The organism is Croceibacterium segetis (genome assembly GCF_011320115.1).
Classification (GTDB): Bacteria; Pseudomonadota; Alphaproteobacteria; order Sphingomonadales; family Sphingomonadaceae; genus Croceibacterium_B; species Croceibacterium_B segetis.
In genome coordinates this window covers 36,531-52,705 of the sequence record NZ_JAANOZ010000002.1, presented here as the reverse complement: position 1 = coordinate 52,705, position 16,175 = coordinate 36,531, and the positions used below count along the sequence as shown (strand labels likewise).

Annotated in this window: 15 protein-coding genes and 1 tRNA gene; 11 read left to right on the top strand and 5 right to left on the bottom strand. The window is 67.5% G+C overall.

Annotated elements, in window-relative coordinates:
• The first annotated feature begins 8 nt into the window (after positions 1-8).
• Complete coding sequence (locus tag G7B69_RS02080) at positions 9-1,751, top strand: acyl-CoA dehydrogenase C-terminal domain-containing protein (protein WP_166175613.1); 1,743 nt, start codon at positions 9-11, stop codon at positions 1,749-1,751.
• Here the strand turns inward: G7B69_RS02080 and G7B69_RS02075 are convergent.
• Both G7B69_RS02075 and G7B69_RS02070 read right to left on the bottom strand, forming a co-directional pair.
• Positions 1,748-3,100: an FAD-binding oxidoreductase gene (locus G7B69_RS02075; protein WP_166175611.1), complete on the bottom strand. Its 1,353-nt coding sequence runs from the start codon at positions 3,098-3,100 to the stop codon at positions 1,748-1,750. The two genes, G7B69_RS02080 and G7B69_RS02075, sit on opposite strands and share 4 nt — an antisense overlap.
• Positions 3,101-3,151: 51 nt before the next feature.
• Entirely contained in the window at positions 3,152-3,499 is a 348-nt protein-coding gene (locus G7B69_RS02070) for an elongation factor P (RefSeq protein WP_166175609.1), read from the bottom strand.
• Positions 3,500-3,599: 100 nt separating this feature from the next.
• On the opposite strand from G7B69_RS02070, the gene efp reads away from it, so the two are divergent.
• From efp to G7B69_RS02050, 4 genes are all read left to right on the top strand, one after another.
• Positions 3,600-4,163 carry an elongation factor P gene (gene efp, locus G7B69_RS02065; protein WP_166175607.1) on the top strand — a complete coding sequence of 188 codons (564 nt, stop codon included), beginning with the start codon at positions 3,600-3,602 and terminating at the stop codon, positions 4,161-4,163.
• A 2-nt stretch (positions 4,164-4,165) separates the two neighbouring features.
• Positions 4,166-4,537 (top strand): hypothetical protein, encoded by a 372-nt coding sequence (locus G7B69_RS02060; protein ID WP_166175605.1) that lies wholly within the window; start codon positions 4,166-4,168, stop codon positions 4,535-4,537.
• A gap of 6 nt (positions 4,538-4,543) precedes the next feature.
• Positions 4,544-5,380 carry an inositol monophosphatase family protein gene (locus tag G7B69_RS02055; RefSeq protein WP_166175603.1) on the top strand — a complete coding sequence of 279 codons (837 nt, stop codon included), beginning with the start codon at positions 4,544-4,546 and terminating at the stop codon, positions 5,378-5,380.
• Positions 5,381-5,435: 55 nt separating this feature from the next.
• Positions 5,436-5,520 (top strand) — tRNA-Leu (locus G7B69_RS02050).
• 21 nt (positions 5,521-5,541) lie between these two features.
• Here the strand turns inward: G7B69_RS02050 and G7B69_RS02045 are convergent.
• On the bottom strand, positions 5,542-6,174 hold the full coding sequence (locus tag G7B69_RS02045) for a nuclear transport factor 2 family protein (protein WP_166175601.1): 633 nt from the start codon (positions 6,172-6,174) through the stop codon (positions 5,542-5,544).
• A 54-nt stretch (positions 6,175-6,228) separates the two neighbouring features.
• Positions 6,229-6,657 (bottom strand): hypothetical protein, encoded by a 429-nt coding sequence (locus tag G7B69_RS02040; RefSeq protein WP_166175599.1) that lies wholly within the window; start codon positions 6,655-6,657, stop codon positions 6,229-6,231.
• Positions 6,658-6,804: 147 nt separating this feature from the next.
• Between G7B69_RS02040 and G7B69_RS02035 the strand changes: the two genes are divergently transcribed.
• The 6 genes from G7B69_RS02035 (at position 6,805) to G7B69_RS02010 (ending at position 14,819) form a co-directional block, all read left to right on the top strand.
• On the top strand, positions 6,805-7,086 hold the full coding sequence (locus G7B69_RS02035; RefSeq protein WP_166175597.1) for a hypothetical protein: 282 nt from the start codon (positions 6,805-6,807) through the stop codon (positions 7,084-7,086).
• A 120-nt stretch (positions 7,087-7,206) separates the two neighbouring features.
• Entirely contained in the window at positions 7,207-8,592 is a 1,386-nt protein-coding gene (locus G7B69_RS02030) for a TIGR03013 family XrtA/PEP-CTERM system glycosyltransferase (protein ID WP_166175595.1), read from the top strand.
• Complete coding sequence (prsK, locus tag G7B69_RS02025) at positions 8,589-10,682, top strand: XrtA/PEP-CTERM system histidine kinase PrsK (RefSeq protein ID WP_166175593.1); 2,094 nt, start codon at positions 8,589-8,591, stop codon at positions 10,680-10,682. The genes G7B69_RS02030 and prsK overlap by 4 nt, the downstream gene beginning before the upstream one ends.
• Positions 10,682-12,046 (top strand): PEP-CTERM-box response regulator transcription factor, encoded by a 1,365-nt coding sequence (gene prsR / locus G7B69_RS02020; RefSeq protein ID WP_166175591.1) that lies wholly within the window; start codon positions 10,682-10,684, stop codon positions 12,044-12,046. Before prsK ends, prsR begins: the two co-directional genes overlap by 1 nt.
• A complete protein-coding gene (locus G7B69_RS02015; protein WP_166175589.1) occupies positions 12,030-13,829 on the top strand; it encodes a tetratricopeptide repeat protein in 1,800 nt (599 codons plus the stop codon). Before prsR ends, G7B69_RS02015 begins: the two co-directional genes overlap by 17 nt.
• 39 nt (positions 13,830-13,868) lie before the next feature.
• The gene (locus G7B69_RS02010; protein ID WP_166175587.1) at positions 13,869-14,819 is read left to right on the top strand and encodes a bile acid:sodium symporter family protein; all 951 of its coding nucleotides are present in this window, start codon (positions 13,869-13,871) and stop codon (positions 14,817-14,819) included.
• Here the strand turns inward: G7B69_RS02010 and G7B69_RS02005 are convergent.
• Entirely contained in the window at positions 14,806-15,849 is a 1,044-nt protein-coding gene (locus G7B69_RS02005) for a DUF475 domain-containing protein (RefSeq protein WP_166175585.1), read from the bottom strand. The genes G7B69_RS02010 and G7B69_RS02005 overlap by 14 nt on opposite strands.
• Positions 15,850-16,175: the final 326 nt, after the last annotated feature.

Here is a 16,175-nt window from a genome sequence, read left to right as displayed (position 1 = left end):
TCGAGACCATGCCAAGCTACACTCCGCCAGCGCGCGACACGCGCTTCGTGCTCACCGACCTGCTCGGGATCACCGATTATCCGCAGCTGGCCATCGATGCCGACCTGGTCGACACGATCGTCCGCGAGGCCGGACGCTTCGCCGCCGAGGTGATCGCCCCGCTTAACCGTGTGGCCGACACGCAAGGCTGCACGCGTCACGCTGACGGCTCGGTCAGTACCCCGGGCGGCTTTCCGGAAGCCTACCGGGCCTACGTCGATTCTGCGTGGGGCACGCTGGGGTTGCCCGAGGAGCATGGCGGACAGGGCTTGCCGCATGTGCTGGCTACGGTGATCGAGGAGTATCTCGACTCGGCTTGTCATGCCTTCAACATGTATCCCGGCCTGACCCACGGCGCGGTCGCCGTGCTGCTCGCCAAGGGAAGCGACGACCTCAAGACACGCTACCTCCCCAAGCTCGTCTCCGGGGAATGGCTGGGAACGATGGCGTTGACGGAGGCCCAGGCCGGTACCGATCTCGGCCTTATCCGCACCCGCGCCGAACCGCAGGCGGACGGCACTTACCGCATCGCCGGGGAGAAGATCTTCTGCTCGGGCGGCGAACAGGACCTGACCGACAACATCGTCCATCTCGTGCTGGCGAAGCTCCCGGACGCGCCGGAGGGATCGCGGGGAATATCGCTGTTCCTCGTTCCGAAAATCCTGCCCGACGGGACCCGCAACGCGGCCACTTGCGGGGCGATCGAGCACAAGATGGGTGTGCACGGCAGTGCGACTTGCGTGATGAACTTCGACGGCGCGACCGGCTGGATGGTCGGCGAGCCGAACGCCGGCCTGGCGGCGATGTTCATCATGATGAACGCCGCGCGGCTCAGCTGCGGCAACCAGGGTCTCGCCCAGGCCGAGCTCGCCTACCAGAACGCCGTCGCTTACGTTTCTGAGCGCAAGCAGGGCAGAGCGCCGGGAAGCTCTGCCGCCGCCGATCCGCTGATCGTCCAGCCGGACATTCGCCGCCTGCTGATGGACGCCCGTGCGTTCACCGAGGGCATGCGCGCGCTGGTGCTGTGGACCGCCTTGCAAATCGACTTGGCGCACCGTGCCGACAGCGTCGAGGAGCGGGAGGCGGCCGACGCGCTGGTCGGGCTGCTCACACCGGTGATCAAGGGTTTCGGCACCGACAAGGGCTTCGAGACCGCGGTGGCGATGCAGCAATGCTTTGGCGGGCACGGCTACATCGCCGAATGGGGCATGGAGCAGATCGTCCGCGATGCCCGCGTCGCAATGCTCTACGAGGGTGCCAACGGAGTGCAGGCGCTCGACCTCGCCAGACGCAAGCTGGCGCGCGACAACGGCCAGGTGGCCGAGCGCTTCCTGGCGCTGGTCGAGGGCGCTTGCGAGGAGGCGAGCCCTTCGACACGTTTCATCGCCCTGCCATTGCGCGAGGCGGTGCACGAAGCGCGCGAAGCGGCGCGGTTTCTTATCGACCAGGCCAGGCTCGATTCCGACGCGCTCGGCGCCGGCTCATACGCATTCATGGAACTCATGGGCACGCTGGCAATCGGGTGGATGTGGTTGCGCATGGCGCAGGTTGCAGCGGGACACGAGAGCGACCCGTTCCATGCCGCCAAGTTGGTCACCGCGCGCTACTACGCCGAGCGCTGGTTGCCGGACTGCGCCGCGCTGACGCGCCAGATCGAGGCCGGGGCGCAAGCGATGATGGCGCTCGACCCCGAAGCGTTCCCGCGGAGCTAAGGCCAGACGGCGAACAGGCCGTCCGGATCGTAGCGGCGGCGAAGCGCGTCGAGCCGCGCGAGCGCGTCGGGCGTGAAGCACTCGGCCCGGCGCCCCGGTTCGAGCGTCAAGTCCGCCTCGCCCACATAGCGCCCGGTGCGGTAGGGGGCGAGCGCTTCGTCCACCCGGCGAACCCATGCGCGGTTGACCTCGTCGTCGGCGGGATCGTCCCACAAGCCGTAGATGCCGACACCCGTCCCGCCGCTGACCGTGAGCGCGGCGTCGCGCGGCACCGCGACGGGCGTGTGGCCGCCGAACGCGACGATGTCGACCGTCGAATCCGCGCTCGGCGCGGGCAGGTCATGCACCGCCATCAGCAAATCGCCGACCGCCGCGTCGCTCCACGCGTGGTCGGCGGCGACCCGTTTGCCAGACGGCATGGGGGACAGTTTGAACAGTTCGGTGAACGGCAGCGCTTCGCCCTTAGCGTCGCCGATTTTCCGCGCTACCGGCGGCGGTGAGACGAACGGTGCAACTTTGTCGCGCGCCTCGGCTTCACTGTCACCACAAGCCGACACGCGCAGCACGATCGCGTGCTCGCCGGTGTCCCAATGCGCGAACAGGAAGCAGCCGACCTCGGTTCCGGCGGGAGCGGCGGCGGTGGCGGCTGTGAGCCAGTCGGCCAACGCCGGCGCGCTCGACGCCGCGAACGCGGCTCGCCAGGCGTAAGCGGTAGCCGGCAGAGGATGGAGCTTGAGATGGAAGGCCGTCGCGGCGGCGAAGAAGCCCGGCCCGGCACCGCGGGCGGCCCAGAAGAGCTCGGCATGACGGTCGGCGCTCGCCAGCACGATCTCGCCGGCCGCGGTGACCATTTCGATGGCCTCGACATTGGCGCAGGCGGCGCCCCATTCGCCGGAGTTCCAGCCGAAACCGCCGTTGATCAAATACCCGCTCAGCGCGACGTCGACGCAGTGACCCACGGGAAAGGCCAAGCCCGCTGCCGCCAGCTGTTCGCTGAGCGGATGGCCCTGGATGCCGACCCCGACCCTCGCGGTCAGCGCGCCGCGATCTATTTCGACGGTATTGAGCGCCCCCAGATTGAGGAGAATCCCGCCGTCCCGCAGTGCGGAAGCCTGGTAGTTGTGCCCGCCGCCGCGGGGTGAAACCTTGAAACCGTTGGCGGCGGCGAAACGAATGGTTGCAGCGACTTCTTCCGCGGAATGCACCGCGACCACTGCATCGGGTGCCCGCGACAGTGCCAGACGCTTGTTCCAGGTGACCCGGTCGCGTTCGCCGTCGAATTCCGCTTCACCGGCGGAGATCGCCCGCGCGACCAGCGGTTCGAGAGCTTTGAAGGTATCACGGGCCATGCGGTTGCTGGAACAAGCGCGCGGCCCGGCGAAGCGTTCCGGCGTGGCGGATCAGCTCTGCAAGACGCAGCGCAAGCGGCCAGGCGTACCGTCGGCCTGACGTTCGCGCAGGAACCCCGGGCGGACGACGAGGTAGGCTTCCCCTTTCCGCGGACCGCTGGTCATGTCCAGCCGCACGCCGCGCCGCAAGTAAGTGCCCGCGCCTTGCGGTGCGGTATAGCGCGACGAGCTCTCGATCGTGAAACTGCGGTCGGGCTGCGGAATTCCCGCCCGACCGGCGGCGTCGCCCGGCAATTCGCAGACGTAGGGTCCGCGCAGGACCGTATCGATCGGTCCTTGCGCGAAGGCGGTGGAGGAGATCGCGCCAAGCAGCGCCGCGAATGAGAGCGAGCGGGTCATGCCTGCCGCCATAGCACGCCCGCGTTGCGCTTGCATGAATTGAGGGTAGCGCCTAGGGCGCGGCGCAATCTCCCGAACAGCTCCATCAAGGCAGGCAGCGATGAAGATCAGCGGCGTGGACATTCGTCCCGGCAACATTCTCGAATACGAACGCGGCATCTGGAAGGTCGCCAAGATCCAGCACACCCAGCCTGGTAAGGGCGGGGCCTACATGCAGGTCGAGATGAAGAACCTGCAGGACGGGCGCAAGACCAACGTCCGCTTCCGCAGCGCCGACACGGTCGAGCGCGTTCGGCTCGACACCAAGGACTTCCAGTTCCTCTACCATGACGGCGAAATGCTCGTGTTCATGGACAAGGACGATTACGAGCAGATCAACCTGCCGGCGGATCTCGTGGGCGAGGCCGCCGCGTTCCTCCAGGACGGCATGGATGTGACGCTCGAGATGTGGGACGAAAAGCCGATCAGCGTGGCGCTGCCCGACCAGGTCGAAGCGACGATCGTCGAGGCAGACGCGGTGGTCAAGGGACAGACAGCTTCGTCCAGCTACAAGCCGGCGCTGCTCGACAACGGCGTTCGGGTCATGGTGCCGCCGCACATCGAAAGCGGCACCCGGATCGTCGTCGACGTGTACGAGCGGACATACGTCGGAAAGGCCAATTGATTATGAAGAAGATCGCAATCGCCGCGACCGTGCTGCTGCTTTCTGCTCCTGCTTTCGCGCAGGCAACCGCGAGCGCCCCGATCAACGCCGCGCAGCAGGAGCATGCGGTGCAGAATTTCGCCGTCCTGGCGAGCGCCATGCAATCGGACAAGGTGCCCGAGGATGTGAAGGCGTCGTTGATGGGGTGTATCTATTCGAACAAGCTCGAGACGATCAGCACCGCAATCGACAAGCTTATCGAGGCGAATCCGGGCAAGGTCGACCGCGCCAAGCCGGACGATTTGCTCAGCGCAATGGTGGCCGTGTGCGGTTACAAGCCGTCTGCTAGCGCAGCGGCGGCCAAGCCGCCGGCCGGGGCGCCGCAAGGGCGATAATAGTCGATGGCGATGATCACCGGCCTCATTCGCGTGATGGAGCGCGCCGCCCGCAAGGCGGGCAGCCGCTTGCGGCGCGACTTCGGCGAGGTCGAACACTTGCAGGTCAGCCGCAAGGGACCGGCGGATTTCGTCTCCAAGGCCGACCAGGCCGCCGAGCGCACGCTGTGGGACGAATTGCGCGCCGCGCGACCCGATTGGGGCTTCCTGATGGAAGAGGGCGGGGAGATTCCTGGCGAGGCCGGCAAGCCGCGATTCATCATCGATCCGCTCGACGGGACCAGCAACTTCCTCCACGGCATCCCCCATTTCGCCATCTCGATCGCCGCGCAGGAGCCGGCGCTCGACGGCAAGGGCCCGGACGGGTCGGGCTGGGGCGACGTGGTTGCCGGAGTGGTCTACCAGCCGATCACCGACCAGACCTTCTGGGCCGAGAAGAACCGCGGCGCCTGGTTGCAGGACGCACGGCTGCGCGTTTCCGGCCGCCGGCAGTTGTCGGAGGCGCTGATCGCCACGGGAATTCCCTATCACGGCCACGGTGATTTCGAGGAGTGGGGCAAGATCCTCAACGCCGTCGGCCCGCAAGTGGCGGGAATTCGCCGCTTCGGCTCGGCCGCGCTCGACCTCGCATGGATCGCCGCGGGCCGCTACGACGGGTTCTGGGAAAGCGACCTCGCCCCATGGGACACCGCCGCGGGGTGCCTGCTTGTGCGCGAGGCGGGCGGTTTCGTCAGCGATTACCGCGGCCGCTCATTGCCGATCTGCGACAAGCAGGTCATCGCCGGCAACGATCCGCTGCACTCGCGGCTGCACAAGATCGTGGTGGGCGCGCTCAAAGGCTAGTCACGCCCCGTTGTGCACCAGCCGCGCCTTCGCTAAGCGGCCCAGCGCACGGGAAGCCCCTGTGGCGGAATTGGTAGACGCGCTCGACTCAAAATCGAGTTTCTTCGGAAGTGCCCGTTCGAGTCGGGCCAGGGGCACCAACCACCAGAGAAATCGAGCGCCTATTCGCGCCCGCTCACCGGATTGCGGTAGTGGTATGGCGGGCAGAAGTAGTCCGGGAACACCGGATAGGCTTCGATCGGCTCGTCGGGCGGAAAGTCGCCGAATTCGCTCAGCAGTGGGCTCGCTTCCACCGCCCAACCCTTGTCGTACGGGGTGTAGAGCACCTGCCAGGCCTTTAGCCGGGCGATCTTCCACACGCCGTCTTCCTTGAGATAGTCGTTCTCGTAGATCGCCTCGCCCCACATGGCGTGGTCGCCCATCTGGCCGACCATCATCAGGGCGCGAACCCTGGCGTGGGCGTGAACTCCATCCGGCTCGACATGAATGACCGGCTGCAGCTGCATATGGTTCATCAGCAGCCCGCGCTTCGGCGGGCCGAAGTGACGCATGTACTCGCGAATCCGCTCGTGCCCGATGAAGCGGCCGCGGCCGTTGATTTCGAGGACCGCGTCGCGCGCGAAAAGGTCGGCGACGTGCTCCCACTGGCTCTTGTCGACGTAATATCCGTAAGCGCGCTGCAGATTGGCGATTGCCAGGTGATCCTCGGCCGCTTGGGTGCGGGCTTCGAGCGAATCGAGCCGTTGGCGCAATGCGGCCAGCTCTGCGGCGAGATCGGGCGATGAGTCAGACATGCCAACGCCATGACAGATGCCGTGGCTCAGGGACAAGACGGAATTGGGCTTGGGCTAGTCGATTCCGCGAGCGCCGCTGCGCAGGCGTGAGGCAGCAGTGGCCGCGGCGATTTGCGACGGGGTAGGTGCGTCAGTTACCGCCTCGCCTTGCTCTTCGTCGCCGCCCTCACCGTCCAGTAGCGACGAGCTGATCACAGCGCCGCCGCCTCTGCCCGCCCCGACGAGGTTGGATTGCTGCTGACCCATGTCATCGCCCTCATCATCATCCCAACTGCCCGCGTGCGCGTCAGGGGGGATTTCGAGCCGCGGCTTCTCAACCGCCGGCTGACGCGTGGCCGGCCGTCCGGCGGCGCTGGCGGCCGCGACGGCCTCTTGGTTCTCGCCATTGGCGAAAAAGGCCAGCAGCGCCGCGATCGCCACCGTCGCCGCGGCGAACCTGCGGTACAGTTGCGGTGTGATCGGTGGAGTCGGATTGCGGCGCATTGCCAAAGGCTTAGATCCTGCCGGTTAAGCGCCGGGCGCGGAATGTGGTTAAAGGGCGCCTGTCGCCGTGCCCGGGGCCGGCCTCGGGGGAACTCGCCGGGCGCGTGGGGCGTTTCGCCGCCAACCTCAACCAAGGGGAATGGAACAATGGTCGAAGAACGCGTCACCGAAGTCCAGTCGCCGGACGGCGATACCCATACCCACACAACCGTGATTTCCGACGGCGGACGTTCGGGTGGCGGCGGGCTATTCCTTATCGCACTGCTGATCATCGTCGCGCTGGTCATCGGCGTCTGGGCCTTCAACAAGTGGGGAGGGGCCGAGGCGAACAAGGACAACGCGATCGCCAACGCCGCCAACCAGGTGGGCGATGCCGCGCAGAATGTCGGCGACGCGGCCAAGGACGCGGCGAACAACACCACTCACTAAAACGCGGAACGCCAACAATTTCCGAACTTTGTGAGCAGTTGTAAAATTTACCGACATTTCATCTATCCCGCCTAATCCGGGCGCGTCCGCAAAGGGGAGCGGACGCCGCCGGTGGGAGCGATGATCCGACTGTTCAAGCACTACGTCCCGCATGCGGTGCTGCTGCTCGGGCTGTTCGATTTCACGCTGCTACTGGTGGCAGGCGATCTTGCGTGGGTACTGCGCGCGGACCAGATCGGCATGGCATCCGGATCGCTGGCGGCGCGGTTGCCGATATTGCTGGCGTTTGCGGTCGTTACCCATAGCGCGATGATCGCCGTCGGCGTGTTCGGGGCCGACGCCCTGCGCTCGATGCGCTTTGCAGGCGCCCGGCTGCTCGTCGGCGTCAGCCTTGCGGTGCTCCTGTTCGCTTTCATCGCCTTCGTTCTGCAGGGACACACGTTCTGGCGCTCGACGCTGCTCTACGCGATGGTGTTGGCGATCGCGTTGCTGATGGCCAACCGGCTGGTGGTTGGCGGGGTCCTCGGCGCCGCGGCGTTCCGCCGGCGGGTGCTGGTGCTTGGTGCCGGAAGCCGCGCCCGACGGATCGGTCGCCTCGCCGAACGGCCGGCAAGCGGCTTCGTCATCGCCGGTTACGTCGCGATGAATCCCGGTCAGCAAGTGATCGCGGAGGCCGTGCCGCGCGAGGCAATCGCCGACTTGTCGCGGCACGTGCAGAACCTCGGCGCCAGCGAAGTGGTGCTGGCGCTCGAAGAACGGCGCAATTCGCTGCCTCTGAAGGACTTGCTGCGGGTCAAGACCGCCGGCGTCTACGTCAACGATTTCTCGAGCTTCATGGAGCGCGAGACCGGGTGCGTGGACCTCGACACGCTCAATCCCAGCTGGCTGATATTCTCGGACGGATTCTCCTCGGGAAGGATGCTCTCGAGCCTCGCCAAGCGCGCTTTCGACATCGCAGCGAGCTCGGCATTGCTGCTGTTCACCTTTCCGGTAATCGCGCTTTTCGCGGTGCTGGTGAAGCTCGACAGCCGGGGCCCGGCCTTCTTCCGCCAGCGCCGCGTCGGCCTCTACGGCGAGCCGTTCGAGCTCATCAAGCTACGCTCGATGCGCACCGACGCCGAAAAGGACGGGGCAAAGTGGGCGCAGAAGGACGATCCGCGCGTGACGCGGCTCGGCAGGCTGATCCGCAAGCTGCGCATCGACGAATTGCCGCAGACATGGAGTGTGCTCACCGGGCGGATGAGCTTTGTCGGCCCGCGCCCCGAAGTGCCCACGTTCGTCGAGGACCTCGAGGACAAGCTGCCGTTCTATGCCGAGCGGCACATGGTCAAACCGGGGATCACCGGCTGGGCGCAGATCAACTATCCCTATGGTGCCTCGATCGAGGACGCGCGGGCCAAGCTCGAATACGATCTCTACTACGCCAAGAACTACACGCCCTTCCTCGACTTGCTGATCATGCTGCAGACCTTGCGGGTGATCCTCTGGCCGGAGGGCGCGCGATGAGCGGTTTGGCATTCTCGGGCTACCTCCTGTCGGCAATCGGAGCGCTTGTGCTCGGCGGCTGGCTGGCGACGCATCGGGCACGGCTTGGCATGGCTTCCGGCACCGCGGCGGTGGCGTTGGGGCTGACTGCCCTGTGGTCGGTCTCGGTCATCGCGTACGGCGATTCCGCCGTCACCGGGCGACTCCTTTACAGCCTCGCCAGTCTTGCCTGGCTGTGGATGCTTTACCGGTTGTTCGTCCAGGACGGCCGTCATGCGAGCGTCGCGCCGATCCGCCCGGTGGTCGCCGCGCTCGCCTTTGTCGAGTTGCTGCAGATCGCTGTCGCGCTCGCCGTGCCCGGCCTGAACGACGCGGCTGCGGCCGATCCGCTGCAGCACGTCGCCAACGCACTTCGTCTGCTGTTCTGCTCCGGGGCGCTCGTCCTGGTGCACAATCTTTATGTCGGCGCATCCTCGCCGAACCGGACGAGCATGCGCTGGCCGGCCGCTGCGCTCGCCCTTCTGTGGGCCTACGATCTCAATTACTACACAGTGGCCTATCTCGGTGGCGAAATCCCGGAGGCGCTCGACGGATTGCGGGGCTTCGTGCCACTTGCGATGCTCGGCCTGCTCGTGCTGGGCGCCATGGCCAAAGACGGGCAGCAGGTGTTCCGGCCATCGCGCTCGTTCGCGTTTCAGTCGTTCTCGTTGCTGCTCATCGGCGCTTACTTCCTGGTGATGGTCGTCGCGTACGAGGGACTGGCGGCGATCGGCGGCGACTTCGTGCGGCTGGTGCAGATCGCGTTCGTGGCGGCCGCCAGCGCGGTCGCGCTGATAGTCTTGCCGTCGCGCCGGCTGCGCAGGTGGCTGCGCGTAACGACGATCAAGCATCTGTTCCAGCATCGTTACGATTACCGCGAGGAATGGCTGCGCTTTACCCGTACGATGGGTCGCGCCGGACCGGGCGCCTCGCCGCTGCCGGAACGCGTGGTGCAGGCAGTCGCCGACATCACGGACAGTCCGGGCGGCCTGCTGCTCACGCCCGCGGAGGATGCCGGCCTGACGCTCGAAGCACGCTGGCAATGGCCAGCGCCGCACGTCCCGGCGCCAGCACTTGGCGAGGCGGCGGCGCGGTTCTTTGCCGAGGCCGAATTCATTCTCGACCTCGACCAGTGGCGCGCCGGGAAGGCGGAGGGCGTGCCCGAAGGAGCGATCCCCGGCTGGATTGCGGATGAGCCGGACGCATGGGCGATGGTGCCCTTGCTGCACTACGAGCGACTCCTCGGAGTCGTCGCGCTGGCGCGCCCGCCCCATGCGCGCAAGCTCGACTGGGAGGACTTCGACCTGCTCCGCGTGGTCGGCCGGCAGCTTGCCAGCTACCTGGCCGAGCAAGCGAGCCAGGACGCACTCGGCGAGGCGCAGAGGTTCGATGAGTTCAATCGCCGCATCGCCTTTGTGATGCACGATATCAAGAACCTTGCCAGCCAACTCGCCCTGCTCGCTCGCAACGCCGAGAAGCATGCCGAGAACCCGGAGTTCCGCGCCGATATGCTGGTCACGCTGAAGAACAGCAGCGAAAAGCTCAACGCCCTTCTTACCCGGCTTGGGCGATATGGGGCACAAGGGCACGAGCCGGTTCATCCCGTCGAGATTGCGCCGCTGCTTCGCCGAATTGCCGAGCGCTACCGGGCGCAGCACGAGGTGACCGTTCTCGAGGCGGTTCACTGTTCGGTGCAGGCCCAGCCGGAGGCGCTCGAGCAGGCGCTGGTGCACCTGGTGCAAAACGCGGTCGAGGCGAGCGGCGAGAACCAGCCGGTCATGCTGCAGGCGACCCGCGATGGAAACGAGGTCGTGATCGGAGTGACCGATTCCGGACCCGGCATGACGCCCGAGTTCGTCCGCTCGCGGCTCTTCAAGCCGTTTCATTCGTCGAAGGTGGGCGGATTCGGCATTGGCGCATTCGAGGCGCGCGAGATCGTCCGGGCGATGGGCGGCCGGCTCGAGGTCGAGAGTCACGAAGGACTGGGAAGCCGCTTCGCGATTCACCTGCCGCTGGCCGAGGCGGCCGAGTTGATTCGGACGATGCAGAAAACAACGGAAAAGGTGGCGTGATGGCCGAGATGAAACCCAAGCTGCTCATCGTCGAGGACGACGAAGGCCTGCAGGCGCAGCTCAAATGGGCCTATGACGATTTTGACGTGGTCATCGTCGGCGACCGGGCGAGTGCGATCGCCGCGCTGCGGGCGGAAGAACCGCCGGTGGTGACGCTCGACCTCGGCCTGCCGCCCGATCCCGACGGGACCAGCGAAGGGTTCGCCGTGCTTGACGAGATCATGCGGCTGAAACCCGACACCAAGGTCATCGTCGCCAGCGGCCATGGCGCGCGCGAGAGCGCACTGACCGCCATCGAGCGCGGTGCCTACGACTTCTATCAGAAGCCGGTCGACATCGAGCAGCTCGGCCTGATCGTCCGCCGCGCGTTCAACCTCCACCGGATCGAAGCCGAGAACCGGCAGCTCGCCAGCAAGGCGGGCGAGGGCAACCGGGTGCTCGGCTCCCTGATCACCGCGGCTCCCGAAATGATCCGCGTCGCCCGCACGATCGAGCGCGTCGCCAACACCAACGTCTCGGTGATGCTCCTCGGCGCGAGCGGCACCGGCAAGGAACTGCTGGCGCGTGGGTTGCACGAGGCGAGCGGCCGACGGGGCGGCAACTTCGTGGCCATCAACTGCGCGGCGATCCCCGAGAACCTGCTCGAGAGCGAGCTGTTCGGGCACGAGAAGGGTGCCTTCACCGGCGCGGTCAAGACCACCGAAGGCAAGATCGAGCTGGCCGACGGCGGCACGCTGTTCCTCGACGAAGTCGGCGACATTCCACTGCCGCTGCAGGTCAAGCTGCTGCGCTTCCTGCAGGAGCGGACGATCGAGCGGATCGGCGGGCGCCAGCACATCGCGGTCGATACGCGGATCGTCTGCGCGACGCACCAGGACCTCGAGGCGATGATCGCCCAGGGAAGTTTCCGCGAGGACCTGTTCTACCGCCTCGCCGAGATAGTCGTGAAGATTCCCAGCCTGGCCGAACGGCCCGGCGACGCGACGCTGCTGGCCAAGGCCTTTCTCAACCGCTTTGCCGCCGAGATGAACCCGCAGGTCAAGGGCTTCGCGCCCGACGCGCTGGCGGCGATCGACGGCTGGCCGTGGCCGGGCAACGTGCGCGAGCTGGAGAACCGGGTGAAGCGCGCGGTAATCATGGCAGACGGCAAGATGGTCGGCGCCGAGGATCTCGATCTCGACGATGCCGAAGGCAGCGAGGCCGAGGCGCTCAACCTCAAGAGCGCGCGCGAGCAGGCCGACCGCAAGATGATCCGCCACGCGCTGGCGCGCAGCGAGGGGAACATCTCGAACACCGCCAAGTTGCTCGGGATCAGCCGGCCGACGCTGTACGACCTGCTCAAGCAATATGACTTGCAGGCCTGACAAGGCCTTCCTGGCGGTCCTGCTTGTCCTGCTGGCGCTCCCCGCGCTGGCCGGCGGGCGCGACGATCCGCTGGCCGATGCGGCGACGGCCATCGACCGGGGAGACGGGGTAGCCGCCGAAGTCGCGGCGCGCCGCGCGCTCGACGCTGGCGAACCCCATGCGGCGGTCGATGCCTACCTCGGCGAAGCGGCACTGTTGCGGGGGGACTTCGACGAGGCGCGGAAGCGGCTCGCGGCCGGCGGGTTCGACCCGGCGAGCGCGCAGCGCGGCTACCATGCGCTCGGCAAGCTCGAGCTGGCGGCGGGGCATTTCGCGCCGGCGGCGGTGGCTTTCGACCGCGCGCTGCAGGCCGGCAAGCCGGACGCGCGGCTGTGGGTCGATATCGGCCGGTTGCGCTATCAGGCGGGTGAGCAGCATCTCGCCGCCGACGCCGTCAACCGCGCGCTGGCGATCGATCCCGGCGAGCCGCGGGCGCTCAAGTTCCAGGCCGAGCTGGTGCGCGACGCGCAAGGCCTCGCCGCGGCGCAGCCGTGGTTCGAGCGCGCGGCGCAGCGGGCGCCGAAGGACCTCGAAGTGCTCGGCGAGTACGCCGCGACGCTCGGCGACCTCGGACGCTACCGCGAGATGCTCGCCGTCGCCCGGACCATGGTCAAGATCGACCGCACCGATCCGCGCGCCTACTTCCTCCAGGCGGTGCTGGCGGCGCGGGCCGGGCAGGACGAGCTTGCCCGAAGGCTGCTGTGGAGCGCAAAGGGGGCTTACGACGAAAGCCCCGCTGGAATGGTGGTTGCCGGCCTGCTCGAATACCGTGCGGGGAGCACCGAGCTGGCGGTCGAGCGGTTCGACAAGCTGGCGGACTTGCAGCCCGACAATGAGACGGCCGCGCGACTGCTCGCCAGCGCGTTGCTGGCCGATGGCGATGCGAGCGAGGTCATCGCCCGCTTTGCCGGGCGCGCTGCGAGGTCCGATGCCTCGCCGTACCTGCTGACGCTGGTCGGACGGGCTTACGAGCAGATCGACCGGCGCGATCTCGCCGCGCCCTTTCTCGACCGTGCCGCCCGCGCTCCGGACGCGCAGGTCGGCCCGCTGGCTCCGTCCGAGGCGGGCGACCTGGCGATCTATCGCTGGGGCGCCGACCCGACCGCCGCCGATGTCGCCGTGCCGACGCTGCGCAAGCTGCTTTCGCAAGGGCGCACGGTGGAGGCGGCGGAGTACAGCCTCAAACTGCGCCAGCGTTATCCGAACTCGTCGGACATCGAGGTTCTCACGGGCGACGCGGCGTTGCTCGGCGGCGACTTTGCGGGCGCGTTGGCGCTTTATCGCTCGGCCAAGCGGGTGCGCTGGACTGCTTCGCTCGCGCAGCGCATCGCCGCGGCCGAGAGGGCGCTCGGGCAAGACGGCCTCGCCGAGGCCGAGCTCGCCGGGTACCTGGCCCAGCATCCACAGGACCGCGCAATGGCTGCGCTTGTCGGACGGGCGGCGGCTCGGGACGGTGACTGGCGGCGCGCCGCCATGCTGCTCGGCCATGCCGCCCGGCTGCCCGGCGGGGCGGGCGACCCGCGACTGATCGCCGACCTGGCGGACGCGCAGCTCCACCTCGGCGACCGCCGGCGGGCACTGGCCAACGCACGCCGCGCCTATGCGCTCGAGCGGGCGAGCCCCCGCGCGACGAGCGTGCTGGCGGCGGCGCTGGAGGCAAACGGCACGGAGACGAGCGGGGCCGATGTCCTGCTCGCCAAGGCCCGCGCGCTCGGCGGGGAGCCGGCGCTGGCCGTGCGCTGAGGCTGGACAGAGGTTCGCCGCGCAGGCACTCGCCGGGCCATGCCGCTCAGACGAATCGACCCGCTCGTGCGGCTGCTGCTGGTGGCGATCGTGCTCGCCTCGGTGCTGCCGGTCTCCGAGCGCTGGCGCGGGGTGGCGCAGGCGGTTTCGAACGCGGCGGTGTTCCTCCTCTTCCTCCTCAACGGCCTCAGGCTGCCGCGCGCGGAGGTGATCCGCGGGATCGGCAACGTGCGGTTCCTGCTGCCGCTGATCGCCTGGTGCTTCGGGGCGATGGCGCTCGCCGGATGGGGGCTGTCGCTGCTCGTCGCGCCGTGGCTGCCGCCGCTGGTCGCGCTCGGCTTCCTCTACCTCGGCACCTTGCCTTCCACGGTGCAGTCGGCGACCGCCTACTGCTCGCTCGCCGGCGGCAACGTCGCGCACTCGGTGGTCGCCGCGGCCTTGCTCAACATCCTCGGCGTCGTGGTCACCGCGCCGCTGTTTTCGCTGATGGCCGGGAGCCAGGCGGCGGCGTTCGACCTCGGCGGGCTCGAGAAGGTCGCGCTGATCCTGCTGCTGCCGTTCCTCCTCGGCCAGGCGGCGCAGAACCGCTTCGGCCATCTCGTCCGCGAGCATCGCGACCTTGCCACCTGGATGGATCGCGGCTCGATCGCCATCGCCGTCTACGTCGCCTTCTCCGGCGCGGTGCGGGAAGGGCTGTGGACGCTGATCGGGCCGGGCGAGTGGGCGGTGCTAATCGGCGCGGTTCTTCTTTTTCTCGCCTTTGCCTTCAGCGGCGCCTGGCTCGTCGGCGGGCTTGTCCGGCTCGAGCGCGGCGACCGCATCGCGCTGCTCTATTCCGGCGCGCAGAAGAGCATCGCGATGGGCGCCCCGCTCGCCAGCGTGCTGTTCGGTCCCGCCACCGCAGGCCTCGTGCTGTTGCCGGTGCTGGTCTACCACCTCTTCCAGCTGGTGCTCTCGGCTCCGCTGGCGACGCGGCTCAGCCGGACCTAGCGTCGCGGCGGTTGTGGCGCACCGACCACAGCAGCGAAAAGCCGATCAATACCGCGCCGATCAGCCCGGTGACCGTCTCGGGCACCTCGATCTTCGCCGACAGCAGCATGATCGCCGCCAGCGCGAGGATCGCCCAAAACGCCCCGTGCTCGAGGTAGCGATATTCGCCGAGCGTGCCCTTGCGCACCAGCATCACCGTCATCGAGCGGACGAACATCGCCCCGATCGACAGCCCGAGGGCGATCACCACCATGTTGTTCGACAGCGCGAAGGCCCCGATCACCGCGTCGAAGCTGAACGAAGCGTCGAGCACGTTGAGGTAGAGGAACCCGCCGAGCCCGGCGTTGACCAGCGCGCCGGCCTTGCGCTGGCGTTCCTCGCGCTTCTTCATCAGCGTGCCGAGCCCGTCGATGGCGATGAACACCACCACACCGAGGATGCCCGCGATCAGGAAACTATGGTCCGCGGGCGAGGGCAGCTGCGCCGAAACCGCCCACAGCGCCAGCAGCAGCACAGCGATCTCCGCAGCGCGGACCGTCGAGACGCCGGACAGGAAGCGCTCGACGGTGCGCACCCAGTGCACGTCCTTCTCCTCGTCGAAGAAGAACTTGAGGCCGACCATGCCGAGGAAGGCGCCGCCGAACCCGGCGATGCTGCCGTGCGCCGACGAGACGATCGCCTCGTAGCGCGCCGGTTCCTCGAGCGAGAGATGCGCCGCCTCGACCGGGCCGATCTGGGCCGCGACGGCGACGATCACCAGTGGGAAGAGGATGTACATCCCCCACACCGCGATCACCATGCCCCAGGTCAGGAAGCGCTTCTGCCAGACGGGGTCCATTTGCTTGAGCACGGTGGCGTTGACCACCGCGTTGTCGAAGCTGAGCGAGACTTCGAGCACCGACAGCACGAGCACGATCCACAGGGTCTCGATCGTGCCCGCCGCCGATTGGGTGTGCGACCAGCCGTACCACCCGGCCAGCGCGAAGGCGACGAGAGCGAAGAGGATCGACCCGCGGAACTGGCGCAGCATCAGGCGGCCCTTCCCAAACGCCGCGAAGTTGACACGCCCCTGACACCGTTGACGGGGTGCAATTGGCGGATGTCCCCCCCCGATTTGTGGCCCCCCGCCGGGCGAAGTTTACACTCGCTGGACAAGGCTGACACGGTCCAGGGTGACGAATCCAATGTCTTCCGTTCAGCTCGCCGGCCGGTTTGCTGACGAAGTTGACAGCGTTGACACAGTTCTGGGTGCGGCAAAGTCTCTCGATTATTTCCGAGGATTCCGCTCCCCGCAGGAGACAGCTTATGGGGGAATGTGAGCGCGCGGATCATCCAGCCGACGTGGCATGAATCGCA